This window comes from Mycoplasma tauri (genome assembly GCF_016925555.1).
GTDB lineage: Bacteria > Bacillota_I > Bacilli_A > Mycoplasmatales > Metamycoplasmataceae > Mycoplasmopsis > Mycoplasmopsis tauri.
Genome location: NZ_CP070479.1, coordinates 262652 through 285921, shown reverse-complemented (window position 1 = coordinate 285921; position 23270 = coordinate 262652). Strand labels below are relative to the sequence as shown.

The window sequence follows — 23270 nt, the reverse complement described above, 5'->3', positions numbered from 1 at the left end:
AAAATATGGCTCATTTTGCCATTTTTTATTTAATTTCTCATTAATTTAGTAAAATTTATAAATATATTTATTATTAAAATTTTATTAATGGGAGAAAAATATGAGTAGCAAAAAAGGTTTAATTTTAAGTTTATCATTAATTCCGATTACTGCGACAATCGCAATTCCTATAGCTTTATCTGTTAATCATGATAAAAAAACAATAAATAGTAGCAATGAACTAAAAAAGAAAATATCAGAAATAAAATCATTAATAAACACAATTAAAAATCCAGATTATGCAGAAAAAAAAGAAGAATATGAAGCTAGACTTGAAAAACTTGAAAAAGTAAGTAATGATTCTAAATCAAATTTATCAGAATTAATTAAAACTAATAAAGAAGCTGACAATTTAATTGAAGAACTTAAAATCATTATGAACAACTTAGCAAATCAAAATCGCGTTGCAGATGAAAAAGCTAAGTTAAATGACTTAATTACCCAAATATCAGAATACTTAGTTACTGTTAATGATTCACTACCTAAAACAAAAGGTAATTTTCAAATGTTGATAAATCAAGCACAGGAATCACTTGATAATGCAAAAATCGAAAGCCCTATGTTGCTTGTTTCTAAAAAATTAAAGGAAGAGTTCGATAAAATTAATGAACAATATCAAATCTTAAAAACTGGCACAGATAAGTTAAAAATATCATTAAAGAGTTTAACCGAAGCTGAAAGCTTTATAAATGTTCAATTAAGCAAAATTGAATCTGTATGAGACATTAATGAATTTAAAGATTTATTTACAGAGCTTAAAGAAATGGCTAATAATGAGGGCGAACCTAGATCAAGTTTTGATTCAAAAATTGGTGAATTACTAAGTAGACAAGGTGAGTTAGAGGATGTAGTTAAAAATTATGATGATCTCTCAAACAAAATTCAAGAAGCAGGCCAATTAATAAAATCTTCAACTTTTGTTGAGGAATCGTTTTTTGCTGACTTAAGTACCCAAATTCAAGAAGCAAATACTGTTTTAGCTGAAAAAAATACTAATAAAGAAATCGAGAAAATTGAAAATGCTACTAAGGCATTAAATGTTGCGATTAAAACAGCAAATGATAAATATGAACCTTTAAAAAATGCAAATGAGATTTTAAAAAATGCTATAAAAGATGCAAATGAATTTTATGAATTGCTTAATACTTCAACACAAAAGGATGAAGAAACTATTAATGAAATAAAAAATGAATTAAAAATTTCAATTGACAAGTCAGTTGAAGTTTCAAATAGTAAAACAACTGAGATCACTAAGATAACAAGTACTACTTTTGAGTTAAATAAAGCAATTACTGATGCAAAAGTAAAATTATCAAGTGTTGATACTTTAGAATCTCTAAAATTAACTATTGCTGAAGCTGAGAAGTATATTAAAGAATTAAATAAAAATGATAATTACAGTGAAATTAGCAAAAAATTAGCAAAAAGTGTAGAAGTTTCGAAAAAATCACTTACTGATGATAAATTTGATAAAGATAAACTTCAAGAATCAATAGATAAATTAAATGCTGCAATAAATGAAGCAAAAGAAGAGACTAAAAAATATGAATCAATTTCTGAAGCTGAAACAAGAATTTCACAAAGAATTGAAGAGCTTAAAGATAAAAAAGTTAATGAAAATGGCACTGAAGAGTCAAAATTTAGAAAAGTTGACTACGAAAATGTTTCTATCTTAATGAAATCTAAGTTTGAAGAACTAAGAAAATCAGTTATTAAAAATGAATTAAACCAAGAAGAATTAAATACAATAGAAGATTTCTACAATGCTAAAGTATTAGAAGCTGCAAAAAAAATTCTTAAAAAATTCAATGCTTATGATGATAAATTCGGAGGCAAAAATATATTTAACAATAAGATATATGCTGAAGAATTCCCAAACAAAGAGAAATATGAAGAACTAAAAACTAGATACAATGCTAATTTAGAAGCATATAGAACTTACATATCAAGTGATGATTCCTCTTTTAATTCTGATGATCATACAAAATATAGAGAAATCGAAAATAAATACGATGAACTTGTTGCTGAAGCAGAAAAAATTATTAAAGAATTTAATGATGAATACAAAACAGTTGAAGAACAGAAAAAAGCTGCTTATCAGGTTAAACAAAAATTAGAAGACTTACACTTAACTTACAACAGCATGTTTTTAAGCGATGAAAAAGTAGCTTCTAATCCTGAAATTAAAGAACAAGATTTCTATAAAAATTATTCAGCATTGCTTGCTGAAGCAAAAACTGTTTTATCTAGAGATGCAAATGTAGTTAGTGAAGATAACAATCAAGTTGTTAAAACAGACTATGAAACCAAAAAAGCTACATTTGAAGCAACTTTAAAGAAATTAGAAGATGGAAAATTAGCATACGAGTCAAGCAGAGATAAATATATTGAAAATAAAATTGCTACTGAAGGGCAAAAAATATTCACTGAAAAATTAGCCGAACTTACAAAAGTAAATAATAGCGAAAGTTTCAAAAAACTGCTATCAGATTCTGCTGATCCTAAAATAGCAAATAGAAAACATCCTCTTTATAGACAAAACCAATCATTAAAAGAAATTGAAACCAATATTAAATTATTAGAGCAAGAAAATAATTCAGAAACCACAAAAGACACTGAATGATATAAACAAAAAATAAATAAATTAAATCAAATAGAACAAGATTTATCTAGTCTTATTAAAAGTATGTGAAACTCAATTAATGTTACTTATGGAATTGATAAAGCCGATTTTGATAGAAAAATTAGTAGAAATGATGTATTTAAAACATATGAAACTGCTATGGGTGAATACACAAAAATGATTGAAGATAATGCATGATTATCAAAACCAGATGATAAAAGTGTTGCTTTATCATCAAAAATTGATACTATGAATAATATTATTAAAAAATCTGTTCAGCATTACTCAGATTACAGTAAATTTAAAGATTTTGCTGAACCAAAAGTTGTACCTAATGATATTCAATTTAAAGAAGGTAAAGACTCTTCTCAATTTACATTAGATGACATTCAAATTACACATTTTGAAGATATTACTATGCCAGAAAATGTAAAAATAAATAGATTTAAATCAATTAAAGTTCCTACTGAAATTACTATTGATAAAGATAAAATTAATTTAGCAAAAGATAAAGCTAATAACACACTTACTATCTCAGTTCCAATTAAGATTACACTTAGCGGCAAAGAATATACAAAAACTCATACATTTAAACCAATCACGGATTTTAAAACTCAAGAATCTACAGAAAATAATTAAAATAAAATAAGCTTAAAATCAGCTTATTTTTTTAATTTAAAATGTGTATAAAACAGACTTAAACAGAATATTTAATGTTTGACTTTCTTATTTTTCAATTGATAGTCATTTTTTTAATTTCATGACATATTATGTTTACAAATGCTAATGAAATTGATCAAGATAATAGTATTCCATTATCAAATGTTAATACGTTTTTAAACATACGAAACACTTCGGCCACATTTGGAACAAACGCTACAAAAAGAACTGAAAACACTGATAAAATAACTGCTAAATATACTGGTCAATATCTTTTTATGCAATTTCTAAATATTGACTTATCATTAATCAAATTAACAGCATTTATAGAAGTAGCTAATCCCATTGTTATGAAACCACAAGTTGATGCAATAGATAATAATTCCTTACCTTCATTATAATGAATTGAGTAAAGAGCACCAAGAGAATATGATACAAGTGAAACTAAACTAATAACAATTGATTGTCAAATAAGTTCTATACCCATTCCTCTAGCAAAAAGACTTTCTTTTTTATCAAAAGGTTTTCTGCTCATAACGTCTTTGCCAGAATCAATAATGCCTAATGCAATAGCTGGTAGTCCATGAGTTAGTAAATTAATTCACAGCAATTGAGATGCACTAAAGACATAAAAATCATGTGGATCAAAGTAATTTTTAAATGCATAATAAAATGCTATTAAACCTATTAACATAACAAAAACTTCAGCGACAGATGTAATTAATAGATTCATTATAACAGTTTTAATTTTGTCAAATATAAGCCTACCATTTTTAACTGATTTAACTATGGTATTAAAATTATCATCAGTCAATATTAAATCTGCAGACTGTTTAGAAACATCAGTTCCGGTTATACCCATTGCACAACCAATGTCACTTGCCTTAAGAGCAGGCGCATCATTTACACCATCTCCAGTCATTGCAACAACCATGTTATGTGATTGTCATGCCTTAACAATTCTTAATTTATCATCTGGATTAACTCGAGCATATACAGAAATATTTTTAACATTTTCTCTTAATTTATCATCAGTTCATGTTTTTAATTCAGTACCATCAACACAAATATCCTGTGAATCTTGGTTGTAAATTCCTAAATTTGTAGCAATTGCTTTTGCTGTAATCAAGTTGTCACCTGTAATCATAACAACTTTAATTCCTGCTTTTTGAGCCGTTGCAATACTCTCTGCAACACTAGCTCTTGGTGGATCAATCATTGCTACTAAACCAACAAAAATGAAATTGTCATCTTCATCACTAAAATCCAAATTTGACTTATTTAAAACCTTTTTAGCAAAAGCAAGTACACGATATGATTTTGAAGCTCACTCATCATTTATTGCTTGAATTTCAGCTTGATTTATATTAATACATTTTTTTAAAATGACATCAGGAGCTCCCTTAACCATCATAACTTTTTCCCCATTTGATGAGTCAACAAGTACAGACATCATTTTTCTATCACTATCAAAAGGTAATGAAGATAAAATATTATGCTTTTCTAATAATTCAGATTTATGAATATTATATTTGTAACCAAAACGTAATAAACCTGTTTCAGTAGGATCTCCGATTTCTTCTAATTTATCATCTTTTACTGTAATATAGGCATCGTTGCAATAACACGATAACTTTATTAAATCAATTAATGACTTATTATCATCATTTAAGTCATTAAGAAAATTGCCATCTTTTGTATAAACATCAACAACTGTCATTTTATTTTCGGTTAAAGTTCCTGTTTTGTCACTACAAATAATTGAAGCAGAACCAAGAGTTTCTACTGCTAATAAATTTTTTACAAGACCATTTTGTTTACTTATTTTTGAAACTCCAATTGACAAAATAACTGTTGTAAAAGCTATTAAACCTTCCGGAATCGCTGCAACTGCCAATGAAATTCCAGTTACTAAAGCATTAGTGTAAACATCAGGTTCACTTCACTTACCTGTTTCTATATTGTTTAATAAAATTTGCATAATAAAACTTACAAAAAGTAAAATAATTCCAGCATAGCCAAATAATTTACTTAATTTATTTAGTTTTAGTTGCAATGGTGTTGTTGTTTTCTTTTGATTTTGAATCATTGAATTTATCTTGCCTATTTCTGTATCTTTGCCTATTGCTGTAACTAAATAAGTTGCTTTACCATTAGTTACATATGTTCCAGAATAAACAATATGATGATTTTTTGCAAGTATCTTATCATCAATAGCATCTCAATTAGCTTGTTTTTCTACTGGTATACTTTCACCAGTTAAACTTGATTCTATTACATAAAAATTACTTGATTCAATTATTCTTCCATCTGCATTAATAGTATCCCCTGCTGCCAAAATTACTATATCACCAACAGTTAATTTATTGGCTGGAATTACCATTACATGTCCTTCACGCATAACCGTAACATTACTTATAGTAGAGTTTTCAAGTGCTCGAACAGCTTGATCACTCTTAACTTCCTGATATGCACCAAGAGCACTATTTAATAATATTACAAGTAAAATAATGCATGGTTCAACATAACCTATAATAACTCTAGTATCAACATGACCATTCGAAACATGCTCATAAATAGCAAGACTGAAACTAATTGCTGCAGCACAAATAAGCAATATAACCATAGGATCCAAAAATTGCCTTAAATAAGCAATAATAGGATTTACTTTTTTCTTTTTTGTTAAAGTATTTTCACCATATTTATTAATATTTTCACTAACTTGTAAGTTTGTTAAACCTTTATATTTCTTAACTTCTTCGAAGTTCATATAACCCTCCTTTCATTTTTAATATATTTATATTAAAAAATCATACACTAAAATGCATGATTATTAATAAAACAAAAATGATAAGTCTGTAAAAAAAGAAATAAAAAAATGGCGGGGAAGAGAGGGTTCGAACCTCCGCGGGTGTTTTGCCACCCCTAACGCGTTAGCAATGCGTCCTCTTCACCAGCTTGAGTACTTCCCCACGCACTTAAACTTGCTAATTAATTATAACAAACTGAAGCTAAAATTAAAGAAAAAATTAAATTTTTGCTGTTGTTTAAAAAGATCTGAATAAGCCTGTTTTATAGTTATTTTAGCATTTTATAAGCTTTATCATTATTAATAGTAAAGCAACTAAAAATTAATTTTTATGAATTTTATCAATACTTTTATTACTTTCATCATTTGTTTTAGAGCGCTCAACTTTTCTTTAAAAAAATGTAATTAAGAATGAATAAACAAAAAATCTTTTGATTAAAAGATTGTTATATTGATATTATTATGTAATTGTGTAATTAATTTTTATCTGTGTATACATATATATTAAATAATTGTGATTTTTTAGTTGGATAATGTTTTTATTCTTATTTTTTAAAATATACACAATTGGACTATTTTAAAAATTTATTACCAGATGTGAAATGGTTATTATATTTTTAAGCATTAATAGTATATATAAAAATATTTTGAAATAAAAAAGTGGAAATCTACCTAAATTTTTCAAGTGAGATAGAAAAGCACTATTTTTATCTGAAAAACAAATAAAATAGTTAATGGATTAAAACATTAAAAGTTTTATTAATTTAATAATAAGAAAACAGGTAAATAGAATGAATGATTTAAAAATACAAGAGTTATTTATAAAAAAATTACAAGAATCACAATTTAAAAATGAAGAAGCAAAACAAGAAACCTTATATGAAATATTGCATCAAATATCAAAGGAAGAGCAAACTGCGGAAAATGAACTAGCAAAATCGCAAAATAGAGAGCCTAAAACTATTTTGTCAAATGATTTTGTTAAATTAATAGATCATTTAGAAAAAAATAATTTAGATTTTGAATTACCAGAAATTTTTGATTGAGTAGTCAAAAATAAAAATACTAGCGAATTATGACAATTAACAGCATATTTTAGATTTTTTAGTGATGAATTACAAAAATATGCACAAATAGTAGGAGAACACCAAAATGATTAATTTTTTTCTCAGACAAAAAATAATTCAAAACATCATGAAAATGGTGTTTTATATGTTGGTTTAGAGGATTTTTTACTTAATGAATCAATAATAAACTTATAAAAATTATTTTTAAATAGAAACATATTAATTTAGTAAATTTCTAAGTGCAATCAAAATGCCTTAATCCTCATTGGCATTTTGATTTTTAATTATTAATTTTGCTTAATAAACAAAATTTAAAATTAAATTAATTTAGTGAATATAGACTTTAATTTTCTAATTATGCAGGCACAAAATCTATAACTTAACTATAATGTAAATAATAAAGGAGAGAATATGGGTAATAAGATTATTTCAAAAAATGAACTTGGTGCAATTATTTGAGATTCAGCTAGTAAATTAAGAGGAAATTTAGATGCTAATGAATATAAAAACTATATTTTAGGTTTGATTTTTTATCGATTTTTATCAAAAAAACAAGAAGATGAGCTACTTAAACAAGGAGTTGACCGCTCGGATTTAAAATATTTTTCAGCCAAAATCAACTGAGAAGAAATTGATTTTGACCAAACTGAAACTTTAAATGACCACCACCACTTAAAAGACAGCAAAACAATTAAAGTTTATGACCGAACCTTGCGTTTTGTGTCATAATAACGACACAGGCAAATAGTACAGTTAAATCAAGGTTTTAGAACTTCAACCAAAGTTAACAACTATAAAAATTAAAAATCTATGTGCTGTTTAGAGTTATTTAAAGTTAAATAATTGTAAACAGTACATAGAAAAAGAGAAAGGAGAGATGTTTTTGGATAATCAAATCAAAATATTTGAAGGTAATAAAATAAGAAGTATTTGGAATAACGAAAAAGAAGAATGGTATTTTTCAGTAGTGGATGTAGTAGCAGTACTTACAGAAAGTAAAGATCCACAAGTATACTGAAGAGTGTTGAAAAAGAGATTAAAAGACGAAGGAAACGAAACCGTTACAAATTGTAACGCTTTGAAAATGAAAGCGGCAGATGGGAAATTGCGTCTAACTGATGTGGCGGATATGCAAGGAATATTTCGTATCTTACAATCTGTACCATCGCCAAAGGCGGAACCATTTAAGATGTGGCTTGCTGAGGTTGGAAAAGAAAGAATTGACGAAATTATTGACCCTGAACTAACAATCAATAGAGCCTTAGAAACCTACCTTATAAAAGGTTATAGCAGAGAATGGATTAATCAAAGACTACAAGCCATACAAGTTAGAAAAGAACTTACTGATGCTTGGCAAGACCACGGTGTAGAAAAAGGTAATGAGTATGCCATACTTACAAATGAAATCACAAAAGCTTGGTCGGGTATGACAACAAGAGAGTATAAAGAATTTAAAGGCTTAAAGAAAGAAAATTTACGAGATAATATGACAACAACCGAAATTATCTTAAATATGCTTGCAGAAGCAGCTACAAAAGATATAGCGAATGCAGCAAATCCACAAGGCTTAGAAGAAAATAAAAAAGTTGCAAAACGTGGCGGAAGTATAGCGGGTAATGCTAGAAAAGAGATTGAACAGGAAACTAGAAAGTCTGTCATAACTTCAAAAAATGCCATTGATTTTGGGAAACTCATAGAAGATGTAAGTTCTAAAGAGTTTAAGGATAAAGATAAAAAAAGATTAGAAGATAAAGAATAAATAAATAAATAAATAAATGTTAAAAAAGAGAAATAGAAATATTTCTCGCTTGATTGCAAGTTCAAGTGCAACACAAATTAAGGTAAAAATTTAATTGTGTGACCTGATCTTTTTTTGTTTCATCATTTTTAAAATAAAAAAGAAAAAAGCTCCAAATTGGACAGGAACTTATATAAATTATAACCATATTTTCTAATTATGCAGGAACAAAATCTATAACTTAATTATAATATAAATATTAAGTATAAGTATAAAGGAGTGAATATGGGTAATAAGATTATTTCAAAAAATGAACTTGGTGCAATTATTTGAGATTCGGCTAGTAAATTAAGAGGTAATTTAGATGCTAATGAATATAAAAACTATATTTTAGGTTTGATTTTTTATCGATTTTTATCAAAAAAACAAGAAGATGAGCTACTTAAACAAGGTGTTGACCGCTCTGATTTAAAATATTTTTCAGCCAAAATCAACTGAGAAGAAATTGATTTTGACCAAACTGAAACTTTAAATGACTACGACCATATGCAAACAATTAAAAAACGAATTAACACTGACTGTGGTTATTTCATTTACTATGAAAATTTATACCAAACATGAACTAGTCAAGAATCAAAAGACAAAAATAAATTTAGTGTTAGTGTGCTTTCAGAAGCGATTAACGAATTTATCCGTTCAATTACTAATGAATGTCGTGAGCTTTTTGAGGGTATATTTTTTGTCTTTGAAAACGAATTAAGTAAATTAGGAATTAACTCCGATGAACAAACAGAAAAATTACTAAAATTAATGGAAAACATCCAAAAAATTCCAACTGAAAATCAAAATTATGATGTTTTAGGCTATGTTTATGAATATTTAATTGGCAAATTTGCTTCGAGCGCCGGAAAAAAAGGTGGTGAATTTTACACTCCGCATGAAGTATCAACACTAATGGCAGAAATTGTGTCTTATCACTTAAAAGACCGCGAAACAATTAAAGTTTATGACCCTACTTCTGGTTCTGGTTCGCTACTTTTAACAATTGGTGAAACATTTAAAAAATACTCAAAAAATTCAAGTCCTGTTGTTTATTATGCACAAGAACTTAATAAGCAAACATTTAACTTAACACGTATGAATTTAGTAATGAAGGGGATTAACACTGCTAATATTCATGTTAGAAATGCAGACACACTTGAACAAGATTGACCATTTTTTGATAACAATGGTTATTACATTTACCAAAGTGTTGATGCAGTAGTTTCTAATCCACCTTACTCACAAAAATGAAATAATTTAAATAAAGAAAGTGACGAACGTTACAAAAGTTATGGCGTAGCCCCTTCTTCGAAAGCTGATTATGCATTTCTTTTACATGACTTATACCACTTAGACCCTGAGGGAATTTTAACAATTGTATTGCCACACGGTGTTTTATTTAGAGGTGGAAGTGAAAAAGAAATAAGAACCCAGCTTATTAAAAAAGGTCAAATTGACACAATTATTGGCTTGCCAGCTAATATATTTTATGGCACAGGCATTTCAACCATTATTATGGTCATTAAAAAAGAAAAACAAACTAGCGATATTCAATTCATTGATGCATCACAACTTTATGTTAAAGACGGTAAAGACAATAAACTAGAAGCAAAACACATTCGTAAAATTGTTGACACTGTTAATAACCGCAGAGAAATTAAAAACTTTTCAAGAATTGTTTCTTTAGAAGAAATAGAACAAAATGACTATAACTTAAATATATCTCGCTATATTGACAACTTCTCAAAAGACGAAACACATGATTTATATTCTTCAATGTATGGCGGCGTAAGCGAGAGTGAACTTGCTAAGTATTCAGAATTTTTAAATAATTTTCCAACAGTTAAAAAATCGCTTTTTAGCGATGCAAAACCAGGCTATTACTCAATTTTAAGCAACGAAAATGGCGAAATTAGAAATTCTATTGTTGAAAATGAACAAATAAAAGAATATTTAGACAAATTCGCGCAGATTGCTAAAGATTTTTATAATTATTTACTAAACACGTGTGGTAATTTGGATAATTTAAAAAATATTAAACGCAATCTAGAAGATAAATTGATTGACTATATTTTCAATAATATTGAAGAATTAGCTTTCATTGAAAAATATGATATTTACCAAATATTAATCAACAATATTGAAAAAATCAAAGACGATTTAGAATTAATATCATATTATGACAATAATGAATTAAGCATCGATGAATTTCTAAAAGATTCTGAAATTTTAGATGTCAAAAGAAAAAAAGACAATTCAATTGTTGAATGAAACTCACAATTATTTAGCAATGAGTTTATTTGCCAAAAATATTTTGCAAACCAAAGCAACCAAATAAAAGAATTAAAAGACGAATTAACAGATATTGAATCAAGAATTGGTGAAATTGAAGATTCAATTGATGAATCAGAGAAAAATGAACCAATATTTACTGAAGGTAAAATAGATTCCAAAGAATTACAAAAATACGCTAAAAGTATCAAAACAACTCCTGAGACTGATTCATTTGAATCTCAAATTTTAGAAATCAATGATTTGATTAACCAAAAAACAAAAACTAGAAAAACATTAAGCACTTTAGAACAAACTTTAGTTATCGAATCATATGAAAAATATATATCACTTAATAATGATGAAGTTTTTGCACTATTAGTAGACAAATGGTCAGAACCAATAATAAAACAAATAAGTAAACAAGGAACAGAAATTATTGATGATTACATCGCTAAATTTGAAAACCTTGAAAATAAATACAAATACACATTAAGTGACATTAATACTCAAATTCGTGATAATGAACAAAAACTTGTTGAATTATTAAAAGACCTAAACGGTGATGAAAGTGATATGCAAGCCATCAATGAACTTATCAATATTTTAGGCGGTAAATAATGTCTAATTCACTAAAACCAGCAATTAGATTCAAGGAATTTACTAACGATTGAGAACAGAGAAAATTGGGGGAATTAGGTTTTGTAAGCTCATCTGGGGTTGATAAAAAGTACAAAAAGAATGAAAAAGAAGTATATTTATTGAACTACATGGATGTTTATCGAAAGCTAGTTATAACAGAAAAAAATTATAAGAAACTAATGATAACCACCGCAACTGAAGACCAAATAAAAACAAAGAATATTATCGAAGGTGACATATTTTTTACTCCAACATCTGAAACTAGAGAGGATATAGGACATTCGTTGTGTATTCCCAAAACCCTTATAAATGCCGTGTATTCGTATCATTTATACAGATTTAGACCCAATAAGGAAAAAATCGATGTTACTTTTAGTAATTATTTTACAAATATACAGACGGTTAGAAGCCAATTAATGTTTTATAGTCAAGGAAATCAACGCTATGTATTTTCTACAAATGATTTACTAAATACTAATGTCAAAATGCCGTCATTAAAAGAACAATTTCTTGTTGGTAATGTGTTTAGCAATATCGACTCCCTAATCACCCTTCATCAGCGTAAGTTAGAAAAGCTAAAAAACATTAAAAATATGCTCTTAGAAAAGATGTTTGCGGATGAAAAAACACTAAAACCAGCTATTAGATTCAAGGAATTTACTAACGCTTGAGAACAGAGAAAATTGGGGGAATTAGGTTTTGTAAGCTCATCTGGGGTTGATAAAAAGTACAAAAAGAATGAAAAAGAAGTATATTTATTGAACTACATGGATGTTTATCGAAAGCTAGTTATAACAGAAAAAAATTATAAGAAACTAATGATAACCACCGCAACTGAAGACCAAATAAAAACAAAGAATATTATCGAAGGTGACATATTTTTTACTCCAACATCTGAAACTAGAGAGGATATAGGACATTCGTTGTGTATTCCCAAAACCCTTATAAATGCCGTGTATTCGTATCATTTATACAGATTTAGACCCAATAAGGAAAAAATCGATGTTACTTTTAGTAATTATTTTACAAATATACAGACGGTTAGAAGCCAATTAATGTTTTATAGTCAAGGAAATCAACGCTATGTATTTTCTACAAATGATTTACTAAATACTAATGTCAAAATGCCGTCATTAAAAGAACAATTTCTTGTTGGTAATGTGTTTAGCAATATCGACTCCCTAATCACCCTTCATCAGCGTAAGTTAGAAAAGCTAAAAAACATTAAAAATATGCTTTTAGAAAAGATGTTTATTTAGGAGAACAAGCAAATGATAGAAAATAAAGATAGCGAAAGAAAATTTCAAAATGATTTGGTCGATGCGTTGCAAGAGAACGGTTGAAGAAATATAAATAAGGAAATTAAACCAGTTCTAGAATCATGCACTATAGAAGATTTGTGAAATAACTTTTTTAAAATTGTTTATCGAAATAATAAACATATTTTAAATAATATTGAACTTACAGAGGGTGAAAAAGAACAATTAAAAGAAAAAATTAATCAATGTAATAGCACTGTAGCTGCTAATAAATTAATAAATAGCGAAACAGTCGCTATTAAAAGAGATAATAAAAAAGACACAGAAAAATATGGCAAAGAAATATATTTAAAAATCTTCAGTAGAAAAGAAATTAATGCTGGTGATTCAATTTATCAAATTGCTAAAGAAGTAGAACTGCCTTGAAAAGCAGTTAACCGCAAGCATAGAGCCGATGTTATTTTATTAATTAATGGTTTGCCATTATTTCATATTGAATTAAAGGCAAAAGGTGTTAGCATATCAAAATCAATAACCCAAATTAGTAACTACATTAATTCAGGTGGTTTTGATGAAATTTTAAAATTAGTTCAAGTTAGTGTTGCTATGAGCCCTGAAGAAATGAAATATATGCCAACAGACCACAAAGGTCAATATATTAATGAACAAGCATTTAGTTATTGGCACGATGACCGAAACAATGTTTTACGAGATTGAAGAGATGTTGTCAAACATTTTCTATCAATTCCAATGGCGCATCGTCTTATTGCTGACTTTACTGTTTGCCAAGAAAATGAAAATATTCCATTAATTTTAAGAAGTTATCAGTTTCACGCAATTGATAAAATTGAAAGGAAGTTTAGAACTGATAAAAAAATTTTCTTTGACCCAAATCGTTCTGGATGTGCAAAAGTTGGTCACATTTGACACTCAACAGGTTCAGGAAAAACTCTAACTAGTTTTAAATTATCACAATTATTGCTTGAATGAAATATTGCTGATACAGTTGTTTTTGTAGTAGATAGAACAGAATTAGGGACACAAAGTTTTAGCGAATTTAGCAGTTTTAAAGGCGGAAAAGTCAATGTTAAAATAGCTTCATCAACCGATGATCTTATTTCTTTAATGAAAGAAGAAAATTTGATGAACACTATAATTGTTGGTTCAATCCAAAAACAATCTAGAGTAAATACAAAAAACTTTTCAGAAAGGGAAATAAACAGAGCGGCATCACAAAAAATTGTCTTTATTTTTGATGAAGCACACAGAAGCACATCGGGTGAAATGATTAAAAATATAAATCAAACATTCCCCAATGCTGCTTTAATTGGTTTTACAGGCACACCACTTGGTAAAGAAAACCCAAAAAATGGTCTAGAAACTAAAGATATTTTTGGCGAGCTATTGCACAGTTACACATTAAAGAATGGGATTCAAGACAAAAAGATACTAGACTTTAATATTGAATATACATTATTTGATAAATACACAGAAAGTGCGCTTAAAAACCTTAAAAAAAATTTAGCTCCAAGAGAAATTGCTAATATAGTATATAAATTAGGTCGTTTCGGAAACCTTGATGATGTTGATAAAAAAAATAATCGTGATTACGAAGACGATTTATTAAAACGTGGATACTATGATGATGAGAGCTTTAAAAAATTGATTGTTGAGGATATATTAAACACTCAAGAATACTTTTTAGATAATAAAAGATATAGTGCTATATTTGCTGTTAAAAGCATTCCTGATGCCATTGAGTATTTTGAATTATTTGCAGAGGCTTGTGACAATAATGAAAAATACAAAGACTTTAAATTCACTGCGCTTTTTGACCAAAGCCTTGACCGGGAAGAAGAATTAGCAAAAACTGAATACAAAGCATATGCTATTAATAATATCATTAATAGATATAACAATGATTTTGATAAAGTAATAAATTCCACCGATAGCAATCAATTTAAGCTAGATTTGTCAAAAAGATTGTCACGTAAAGATAAGTTTAGCAACATTAAAGATGAAGAAAAATTGCAACTTTTAATCGTTGTTAACCAAATGCTAACAGGTTTTGACTCAAAATATATTAATACAATTTATTTTGACAAAGTTATGACTTATGAGCATTTAATTCAAGCTATTTCAAGAACCAACAGAACACTTCCGGGCAAGGATTTTGGTAATGTAATATTCTATCGTCAACCCAACACAATGAATTACAACCTTGATAAAGCTCTAAGCAAATATGCTGATATAAGTATTGAATCAATACTTACTACAAGTTTTAAAGATCGTCTATTAATCATCAATAATTCATTTGCAGAAGTAAAAAAAATTTTCTTAATGTATAGCGATAATACCTGATTTGGTTCAATTTATCCCGAGCAACACAATGATAAATTGCAATACATAGAAAACATGAGAAAAGCTCATAAATTAATAAATAAAATTATTAATGACATAAGAGCAGCCAAAATTATGGGCTATAGTTGAGAAAGAGCCAAAAATCCTAATGACATTTGTAGCACTATAACATATAATGAATATGATTTTGATGCGCTAGTTGCTAGAAACGAGGATATAACTCGCTACTTGAAAGAACAACAAAAAGAAAATCATACTTCTGGCACTAAAGATGAATCTGACCCTCTAGAATTGCAAAATTTATCAACAGAATATCACCCTTATTCCGAAAGAATTCCATTAAATTTAGCTAAACTTAATGATATTATCAAATTAGACCGCACAAGAGAACACATTATGCGTGTAATTTCAAGTTTTACGGAAGAACACCAAAAAATATTTCTGCAAATTTTAGATCCATATTTTAATAATCAAAAAAACTGGGATTATTTAGATATTAATGAAGAATTTACTGAAGCTATTGCTAATAACGAAAACGAAATATTAAATGAATTTTGCGATGAGTGAAACTTTGATTCTAAAGCTATTAATAAAATCATCAACTCAACTGAACCAATTAATGTCAATAATAGATTGCATGATTTATGTGAAAAATCATATACAAATGAAATAAGGGAAAAATTTGCACTAAAACTAAATAGAAAACCAAAAAAAGCTCTGCCAGCCGACTTTATTTCGTTTGTTGAGAAATGAATTGAGGAACAAAAAGACAAAAAATAGCCACAAAAGTGGCTTTTTGTTTTTTTATGGGTGTAATAATAATTTTTTAATTAAGTAGTGATATCGATCTCATTACTAGATCAACATCTTTGTTTTCTAATTCATTAATAATATGTAAATAAACTTTTTCAGTAGTATTCATGCTCGCATGACCTAATCTTTTTGCTACAGATGCAATAGAAACGCCAGCATATAATAACAATGACGCATGGGTATGCCTTAAACCATGAACGCTTATAATAGGTATACCAGCTTGCACACAACGGCGTTTTAAAACATCATTAATTGTTGAATTATAAGTTCTATCTTTTATAACAAAAATAGGTTTATTTTCTGGCAAGTTCCTAATAATGCCTGAAAATTGACTAACAGTCATCCAATCAAGTTGAATTTTTCTAATACTTGACTTGTTCTTAGTTGGCATAAAACCACCTTCTTCTTTGTAATTTCAAGTTTTAGAAACATTTAATGTTTGTTTTGCAAAATCAAAATCTTGTGGAGTTAATGCTAAAGCTTCAGAATATCTCAATCCTGTTTTTGCAATCAATAAAATAAGCCAATCCATATTAATAAATTCTTTTAATTTCAATTTTTTAACCAATAATTGCAATTCAAATTGGCTTAAATATTTAACTTTTTTCTTTCTTGGACTTTTCCCTTTTATTACAACCTTACGGGTTGGATCATTAGTTAAGTATCCATCATCAAAAGCATCCAACAAACAGCTTTTTAAATGATGATGAAAATCCATTGTTGTTTGCCTTTCGTGAGTTAGTGCATATTCATTTAATATGCTTTGATATGAAGTTCTATCTAAATCACACAACCGTACATCTCTTGCGATTTTTATTATCCAATCCAATGTGAGTTGATATTTTTTGAAACTTATTTTTCTTATTGAGCCTTTTTTATATATATCAATTCAATTTTGAAAGTATTTATATAAAAGTATTTCTGATTTTTTCATTTTTCCTTTCTACACCCATATTAATAGATACTTTTTTTATGTAAAAAAGGGAAAAAATAAATAAAAAAACATTACGCTGATGAAGGGTGATTAGGGTATCTATAAATGTAAATATAGACGAAATTTTTATTTGTTCACTAATATGGTTTGAGTACGCTAAATTAATTGTTTTTATTGTTTTTCAATTTATATATACCTGAGTATTGCCTTGAGAATTTTGTATTATCTTTCTCCTAAAATTGAATGAATTTAGTAAAAAGTATAAGTATGAAGGATCAAAAATATTCTTGTCAGGTATTATTCGTTGGGTTCTTTGATTATGAATAAATTTTCCGTTTTTACCTATTTTTAATACCCTTCCTAATATGTTGCAATATTGAGTTTTATCATTCAATATCATAACAAGGTCATTTTCATTTAACAAATATGGCTTGGTGTTGCTATTTAGTTCAATTCTAAGATTTTGGTCTACATATTCACTGTTTTCAGAAAAACTTCCGATGCTAACAAACTTATAAATTGAATTATTTACAAGGTGTTTTTCAAGCGAAATTCCAGAAACTGAACTGCCTACATCTCCTAACCTTCTCTGTTCTCAAGCGTTAGTAAATTCCTTGAATCTAATGGCAGGTTTCAGTGTTTTTTCGTCTGCAAACATCTTTTCCAAAAGCATATTTTTAATGTTTTTTAGCTTTTCTAACTTACGCTGATGAAGGGTGATTAGGGTATCTATAAATGTAAATATAGACGAAATTTTTATTTGTTCACTAATATGGTTTGAGTACGCTAAATTAATTGTTTTTATTGTTTTTCAATTTATATATACCTGAGTATTGCCTTGAGAATTTTGTATTATCTTTCTCCTAAAATTGAATGAATTTAGTAAAAAGTATAAGTATGAAGGATCAAAAATATTCTTGTCAGGTATTATTCGTTGGGTTCTTTGATTATGAATAAATTTTCCGTTTTTACCTATTTTTAATACCCTTCCTAATATGTTGCAATATTGAGTTTTATCATTCAATATCATAACAAGGTCATTTTCATTTAACAAATATGGCTTGGTGTTGCTATTTAGTTCAATTCTAAGATTTTGGTCTACATATTCACTGTTTTCAGAAAAACTTCCGATGCTAACAAACTTATAAATTGAATTATTTACAAGGTGTTTTTCAAGCGAAATTCCAGAAACTGAACTGCCTACATCTCCTAACCTTCTCTGTTCTCAAGCGTTAGTAAATTCCTTGAATCTAATAGCTGGTTTTAGTGTTTTTTCATCCGCAAACATCTTTTCTAAGAGCATATTTTTAATGTTTTTTAGCTTTTCTAACTTACGCTTTTGAAAGGTGATTAGGGTGTCTAAACCAAAAAATAAGGTAGAAATATTATGTTGTTCATTAAAATCTGTTACCCAAAAATTCATGCTCATCAAATCATTGGAATTTAATTTTTTTCTATCAGAACCAACTAATATAGTTGATAAATCATTTGCGTTTATTAAGTACTTTAAAAACAATGTTGAATTATTTTTGTTAGATTTTAATACATGAGCATGATTATTAACTCAAATTTTGCCATTTACATATTGAACAGGATAGTTTTTTAAATCATTAGCGCCATCTTCAGCAACCAAAACAAACTCTCCATTATGTGTGTGTCCCTTTATATAGCCTTGTATTCCATTAGCTCCATAATATGGGGTGCTGCCCTTTTCCCTCATATGTTCACTAATTGGAACACGCAGATTATCGTATCTATCGGCAATATCACCCAACCTTCTCTGTTGTCAATCGTTGGTAAATTCCTTGAATCTAATTGCTGGTTTAAGTGGTTTATTCATTTACAAACATCTTTTCTAAAAGCATATTTTTAATGTTTTTTAGCTTTTCTAACTTACGCTGATGAAGGGTGATTGAGGTGTTTAAATTTAAAAATAAGCTAGATATTTTTTGTTGTTCATACTGATTTAGTGTTTTAAAGCAATTTTTATTAATGAAAATTGACCAGTGTCTTTTGTAACCATTTTGTTCAGGTTTATATCTTTTTAATATGAAATAGAGAAAATCTCTGCCAATATCATTCTTTGGTTTTAAAAATTTAATTCCATCTGTAGCAATAAAAAATGGCCTTTTTGGTAAAAATAGTGAAACAGTGTGGTCACCAAAAATAATCACATTTTTATAATCTGGAAAAGCTGAACCTGAACAAAATCCCAAAATTGGGTTGTCTCCTTGTTGGATAATTTCATATTTCCCGCCTTGTTCAGGTTCTCTAATATATTCCCTGCATGACAGTGTGGTTAATAAATCACCAACTTTGCGTTGTTCTCAAGCGTTAGTAAATTCCTTGAATCTAATAGCTGGTTTTAGTGTTTTTTCATCCGCAAACATCTTTTCTAAGAGCATATTTTTAATGTTTTTTAGCTTTTCTAACTTACGCTTTTGAAAGGTGATTAGGGTGTCTAAACCAAAAAATAAGGTAGAAATATTATGTTGTTCATTAAAATCTGTTACCCAAAAATTCATGCTCATCAAATCATTGGAATTTAATTTTTTTCTATCAGAACCAACTAATATAGTTGATAAATCATTTGCGTTTATTAAGTACTTTAAAAACAATGTTGAATTATTTTTGTTAGATATTAATACATGAGCATGATTATTAACTCAAATTTTGCCATTTACATATTGAACAGGATAGTTTTTTAAATCATTAGCGCCATCTTCAGCAACCAAAACAAACTCTCCATTATGTGTGTGTCCCTTTATATAGCCTTGTATTCCATTAGCTCCATAATATGGGGTGCTGCCCTTTTCCCTCATATGTTCACTAATTGGAACACGCAGATTATCGTATCTATCGGCAATATCACCCAACCTTCTCTGTTGTCAATCGTTGGTAAATTCCTTGAATCTAATTGCTGGTTTAAGTGGTTTATTCATTTACAAACATCTTTTCTAAAAGCATATTTTTAATGTTGTTTAGCTTTTCTAACTTACGCTGATGAAGGGTGATTGAGGTGTTTAAATTTAAAAATAAGCTAGATATTTTTTGTTGTTCATACTGATTTAGTGTTTTAAAGCAATTTTTATTAATGAAAATTGACCAGTGTCTTTTGTAACCATTTTGTTCAGGTTTATATCTTTTTAATATGAAATAGAGAAAATCTCTGCCAATATCATTCTTTGGTTTTAAAAATTTAATTCCATCTGTAGCAATAAAAAATGGCCTTTTTGGTAAAAATAGTGAAACAGTGTGGTCACCAAAAATAATCACATTTTTATAATCTGGAAAAGCTGAACCTGAACAAAATCCCAAAATTGGGTTGTCTCCTTGTTGGATAATTTCATATTTCCCGCCTTGTTCAGGTTCTCTAATATATTCCCTGCATGACAGTGTGGTTAATAAATCACCAACTTTGCGTTGTTCTCAAGTGAAATGATTATTGTTTAATTTCTCAATAAAAAAGCAAAAAATACACTTTAAAACCTGACGCTTTATTTCTTATATAATTCTAAAAGTAAAAAAGGAGTTTAAACATGAAAATAGAATTAGGAATATCAACATTTGGCGAAACGACAATATTAGAAAAAACAGGAAAATGTATCTCACATCAGCAAAGAATAAGAAACATGATTGAAGAAGTAGAGTTAGCAGATAAAATTGGTCTAGATATTTATGCAGTTGGCGAACACCATAGATCTGACTTCGCTGTTTCAAGTCCAGAAATGATTTTAGCTGCAGCAGCAGTAAAAACTAAAAATATTAAATTATCAAGCGCAGTTACTGTATTATCTTCAAATGATCCTGTTAGGGTTTATCAAAACTTTGCACACATTGATGCTTTATCAAATGGTAGAGCAGAAATAATGGTTGGTCGTGGCTCATTTGTTGAGTCTTTTCCTCTATTTGGATATGACTTAAAAGATTATGATGAACTATTTAAAGAAAAACTAGACATGTTATTAAACATTAGCGAGAATGAAATAGTTGAATGAAAAGGCAAGTTTACACAATCAATCGATAATAAAGGAATTTATCCAAGAGCACAAAATTTACCTATTTGAGTAGCAACTGGTGGCAATATAGAATCATCAATAAATACTGCAGAAAAAGGCTTACCAATTGCATATGCAATAATTGGTGGTAATCCATTAGCTTTTAAACGAATTATCCAATTATATAAGCATGTTGGTCAGCAATACAATCATTCAATAGATAAACTAAAAGTTGCTGTTCACTCTTGAGGATATATTTCAAACGATAATCAAAAAGCACAAAATGACTTTTTTCATCCAACAAAACAGCTAGTTGACAATGTAGCCAGAACAAGAAGTTCATGAACAGAATTAAGTAGAGAAGCATATAATCATATGATTTCTGATGAAGGAGCAATGATTGTTGGTGATGCAAAATTAGTTGCTAACAAGATAATAAAACTTATTGAGGAACTCCAAATTGACCGTTTTATTTTACATATGCCAACTGGTTCTATTCCACATGAAGATTTAATGGAAGCTATAAAAATATATGGTGAAGAAGTAGCGCCAATCGTGAGATCATACTTTGAAAATAAAAACTAAATGAACATGCTTTTTTATTTTGCATTTTGATCATTTTAAAATGTTTTTACCTATAAATTAGACTTATATGTTGATTAAAATATTAATGGACTATTGCTTTAAAAAAATAAAAAAACAAAGAGTTTTAAAACTCTCCGTCTCATTCAAATTCATAGCTTAATATTCTAACTGTATCGCCTGGTTCTATTCCTTTTTTAATTAATTCATCTCAAATACCAATCTTTTTAAGCATATTATTAAATCTTAAAAGATTATCATAGCTTATAAGAGGTATTCTTTGATAAATCTTTTCAATCTTTGGTCCGTTAATTTCAAAAAAGCCACTATAAGGATTTAGTATTTCATAGTCTTTTTCAAGTTTTATTTCAACCACTTCATTTTTGTCATTTTCTTCTGTGACAATAAGTGATTTATTTTCCTCTAAAAGTTTTCAAATTTCAGATTTTAATTCATCTAAATTATTACGTTCTAAAGCACTTATTGAAACAACTTTTACATTTGGAAATTCTTTGTTAAATTTTTCTAATTTAGCTATAAAACAGTCTTTATCAGACTTATTAGCAACAACTAATTGTGGTTTATTAGCTAATTTATCACTATATGCTTGAAGTTCACTATTAATTGTATTGTAGTCTTCAATAGGGTCTTTTTCTTCACTACCAAAGTCAATAATTTGAACAACCACTCTACAACGTTCAATATGTTTTAAAAATTGAATTCCTAAACCTTTGCCAAGTGAAGCGCCTTTAATAAGCCCTGGCAAGTCAGCAATAGTAAAAGAATTATCATAATATCTTACTAATCCAAGTTGTGGAACAAGTGTAGTAAATTCATATTCTGCTATTTTAGCTTTTGCATTTGAAAGAGCACTTAATAATGTACTCTTGCCAGCACTTGGTTTACCAATTATTCCTACATCAGACATAACCTTTAAAACTATATGAGCTAAGAACTCTTCTCCTTTTGTTCCATTCTCACAAATTCTAGGGGCTGTATTTCTTGATGTTTTAAACTTATTGTTTCCTCTTCCGCCGATACCACCTTTAGCTACAAGATATGGTTTTTCTTCAATTACATCTGCTATAACTCTGTTATTTTTATAAACAACAGTACCAATAGGAACTTTAACATAAGTACTTTTTCCTGTTGCACCATAAAGATTTTTAGGTCCTCCGTTAACCCCATCTTCAGCAGTTATTTTCTTATTACCATAAAGTGTTAATAAAGTATTTTTGCCTTTGTCGCCTACAAAATAGATATCACCGCCTTTTCCGCCGTCTCCGCCATTAGGACCACCTTTATCCACATGGGCTTCTCTACGAAAGGAAATAATACCGTCTCCGCCTTTTCCTGCTACTAATGTTAGCTTAACTTGATCTATAAATTTTGCCATAATATTATTCCTTCTTCTTATAAAAAAATAATAAAT

14 protein-coding genes and 1 tRNA gene are annotated in these 23270 nt (G+C 28.2%); 8 read left to right on the top strand and 7 right to left on the bottom strand.

Translation table 4 applies throughout. From position 1 onward, the window contains the following. Window positions 1–100 precede the first annotated feature (100 nt). On the top strand, window positions 101–3301 hold the full coding sequence (locus JS510_RS01230; protein ID WP_205517559.1) for a hypothetical protein: 3201 nt from the start codon (window positions 101–103) through the stop codon (window positions 3299–3301). A 58-nt stretch (window positions 3302–3359) separates the two neighbouring features. Here the strand turns inward: JS510_RS01230 and JS510_RS01225 are convergent, their stop codons facing one another. Next, the gene (locus JS510_RS01225) at window positions 3360–6092 is read right to left on the bottom strand and encodes a cation-translocating P-type ATPase (protein ID WP_205517558.1); all 2733 of its coding nucleotides are present in this window, start codon (window positions 6090–6092) and stop codon (window positions 3360–3362) included. Between the two features lie 109 nt (window positions 6093–6201). Continuing rightward, window positions 6202–6294 (bottom strand) — tRNA-Ser (locus JS510_RS01220). A 628-nt stretch (window positions 6295–6922) separates the two neighbouring features. Here JS510_RS01220 and JS510_RS01215 point away from each other — a divergent pair. From JS510_RS01215 to JS510_RS01190, 6 genes are all read left to right on the top strand, one after another. Next, window positions 6923–7291: a hypothetical protein gene (locus JS510_RS01215; protein WP_205517557.1), complete on the top strand. Its 369-nt coding sequence runs from the start codon at window positions 6923–6925 to the stop codon at window positions 7289–7291. A 318-nt stretch (window positions 7292–7609) separates the two neighbouring features. Next, on the top strand, window positions 7610–7927 hold the full coding sequence (locus tag JS510_RS01210) for a type I restriction-modification system subunit M N-terminal domain-containing protein (RefSeq protein WP_205517556.1): 318 nt from the start codon (window positions 7610–7612) through the stop codon (window positions 7925–7927). Between the two features lie 148 nt (window positions 7928–8075). Beyond that, window positions 8076–8957, top strand: a complete 882-nt coding sequence (locus JS510_RS01205; RefSeq protein ID WP_232840947.1) for a BRO family protein — start codon at window positions 8076–8078, stop codon at window positions 8955–8957. A 264-nt stretch (window positions 8958–9221) separates the two neighbouring features. Continuing rightward, on the top strand, window positions 9222–11870 hold the full coding sequence (locus JS510_RS01200; RefSeq protein WP_205517554.1) for a type I restriction-modification system subunit M: 2649 nt from the start codon (window positions 9222–9224) through the stop codon (window positions 11868–11870). Next, window positions 11870–13150 (top strand): restriction endonuclease subunit S, encoded by a 1281-nt coding sequence (locus JS510_RS01195; RefSeq protein WP_205517553.1) that lies wholly within the window; start codon window positions 11870–11872, stop codon window positions 13148–13150. The genes JS510_RS01200 and JS510_RS01195 overlap by 1 nt, the downstream gene beginning before the upstream one ends. A gap of 12 nt (window positions 13151–13162) precedes the next feature. Next, window positions 13163–16291, top strand: coding sequence for an HsdR family type I site-specific deoxyribonuclease (locus tag JS510_RS01190; RefSeq protein ID WP_205517552.1), 3129 nt, complete (start codon window positions 13163–13165; stop codon window positions 16289–16291). A gap of 46 nt (window positions 16292–16337) precedes the next feature. On the opposite strand, the gene JS510_RS01185 is transcribed toward JS510_RS01190, so the two are convergent. From JS510_RS01185 to JS510_RS01170, 4 genes are read right to left on the bottom strand one after another with little or no spacing between them, the layout of a single operon-like run. Next, the gene (locus JS510_RS01185) at window positions 16338–17258 is read right to left on the bottom strand and encodes a site-specific integrase (protein WP_205517551.1); all 921 of its coding nucleotides are present in this window, start codon (window positions 17256–17258) and stop codon (window positions 16338–16340) included. After that, the gene (locus tag JS510_RS01180) at window positions 17230–19098 is read right to left on the bottom strand and encodes a restriction endonuclease subunit S (protein ID WP_205517550.1); all 1869 of its coding nucleotides are present in this window, start codon (window positions 19096–19098) and stop codon (window positions 17230–17232) included. The genes JS510_RS01185 and JS510_RS01180 overlap by 29 nt, the downstream gene beginning before the upstream one ends. After that, on the bottom strand, window positions 19091–20200 hold the full coding sequence (locus tag JS510_RS01175) for a restriction endonuclease subunit S (protein WP_205517549.1): 1110 nt from the start codon (window positions 20198–20200) through the stop codon (window positions 19091–19093). Before JS510_RS01175 ends, JS510_RS01180 begins: the two co-directional genes overlap by 8 nt. Beyond that, window positions 20193–20711, bottom strand: a complete 519-nt coding sequence (locus JS510_RS01170) for a restriction endonuclease subunit S (RefSeq protein ID WP_269802020.1) — start codon at window positions 20709–20711, stop codon at window positions 20193–20195. Before JS510_RS01170 ends, JS510_RS01175 begins: the two co-directional genes overlap by 8 nt. An 86-nt stretch (window positions 20712–20797) precedes the next feature. On the opposite strand from JS510_RS01170, the gene JS510_RS01165 reads away from it, so the two are divergent. Beyond that, on the top strand, window positions 20798–21841 hold the full coding sequence (locus JS510_RS01165) for an LLM class flavin-dependent oxidoreductase (RefSeq protein WP_205517548.1): 1044 nt from the start codon (window positions 20798–20800) through the stop codon (window positions 21839–21841). 124 nt (window positions 21842–21965) lie between these two features. Here JS510_RS01165 and obgE read toward each other — a convergent pair whose 3' ends face one another. Next, window positions 21966–23234 (bottom strand): GTPase ObgE, encoded by a 1269-nt coding sequence (gene obgE, locus JS510_RS01160; protein WP_205517547.1) that lies wholly within the window; start codon window positions 23232–23234, stop codon window positions 21966–21968. Between the last annotated feature and the right edge of the window lie 36 nt (window positions 23235–23270).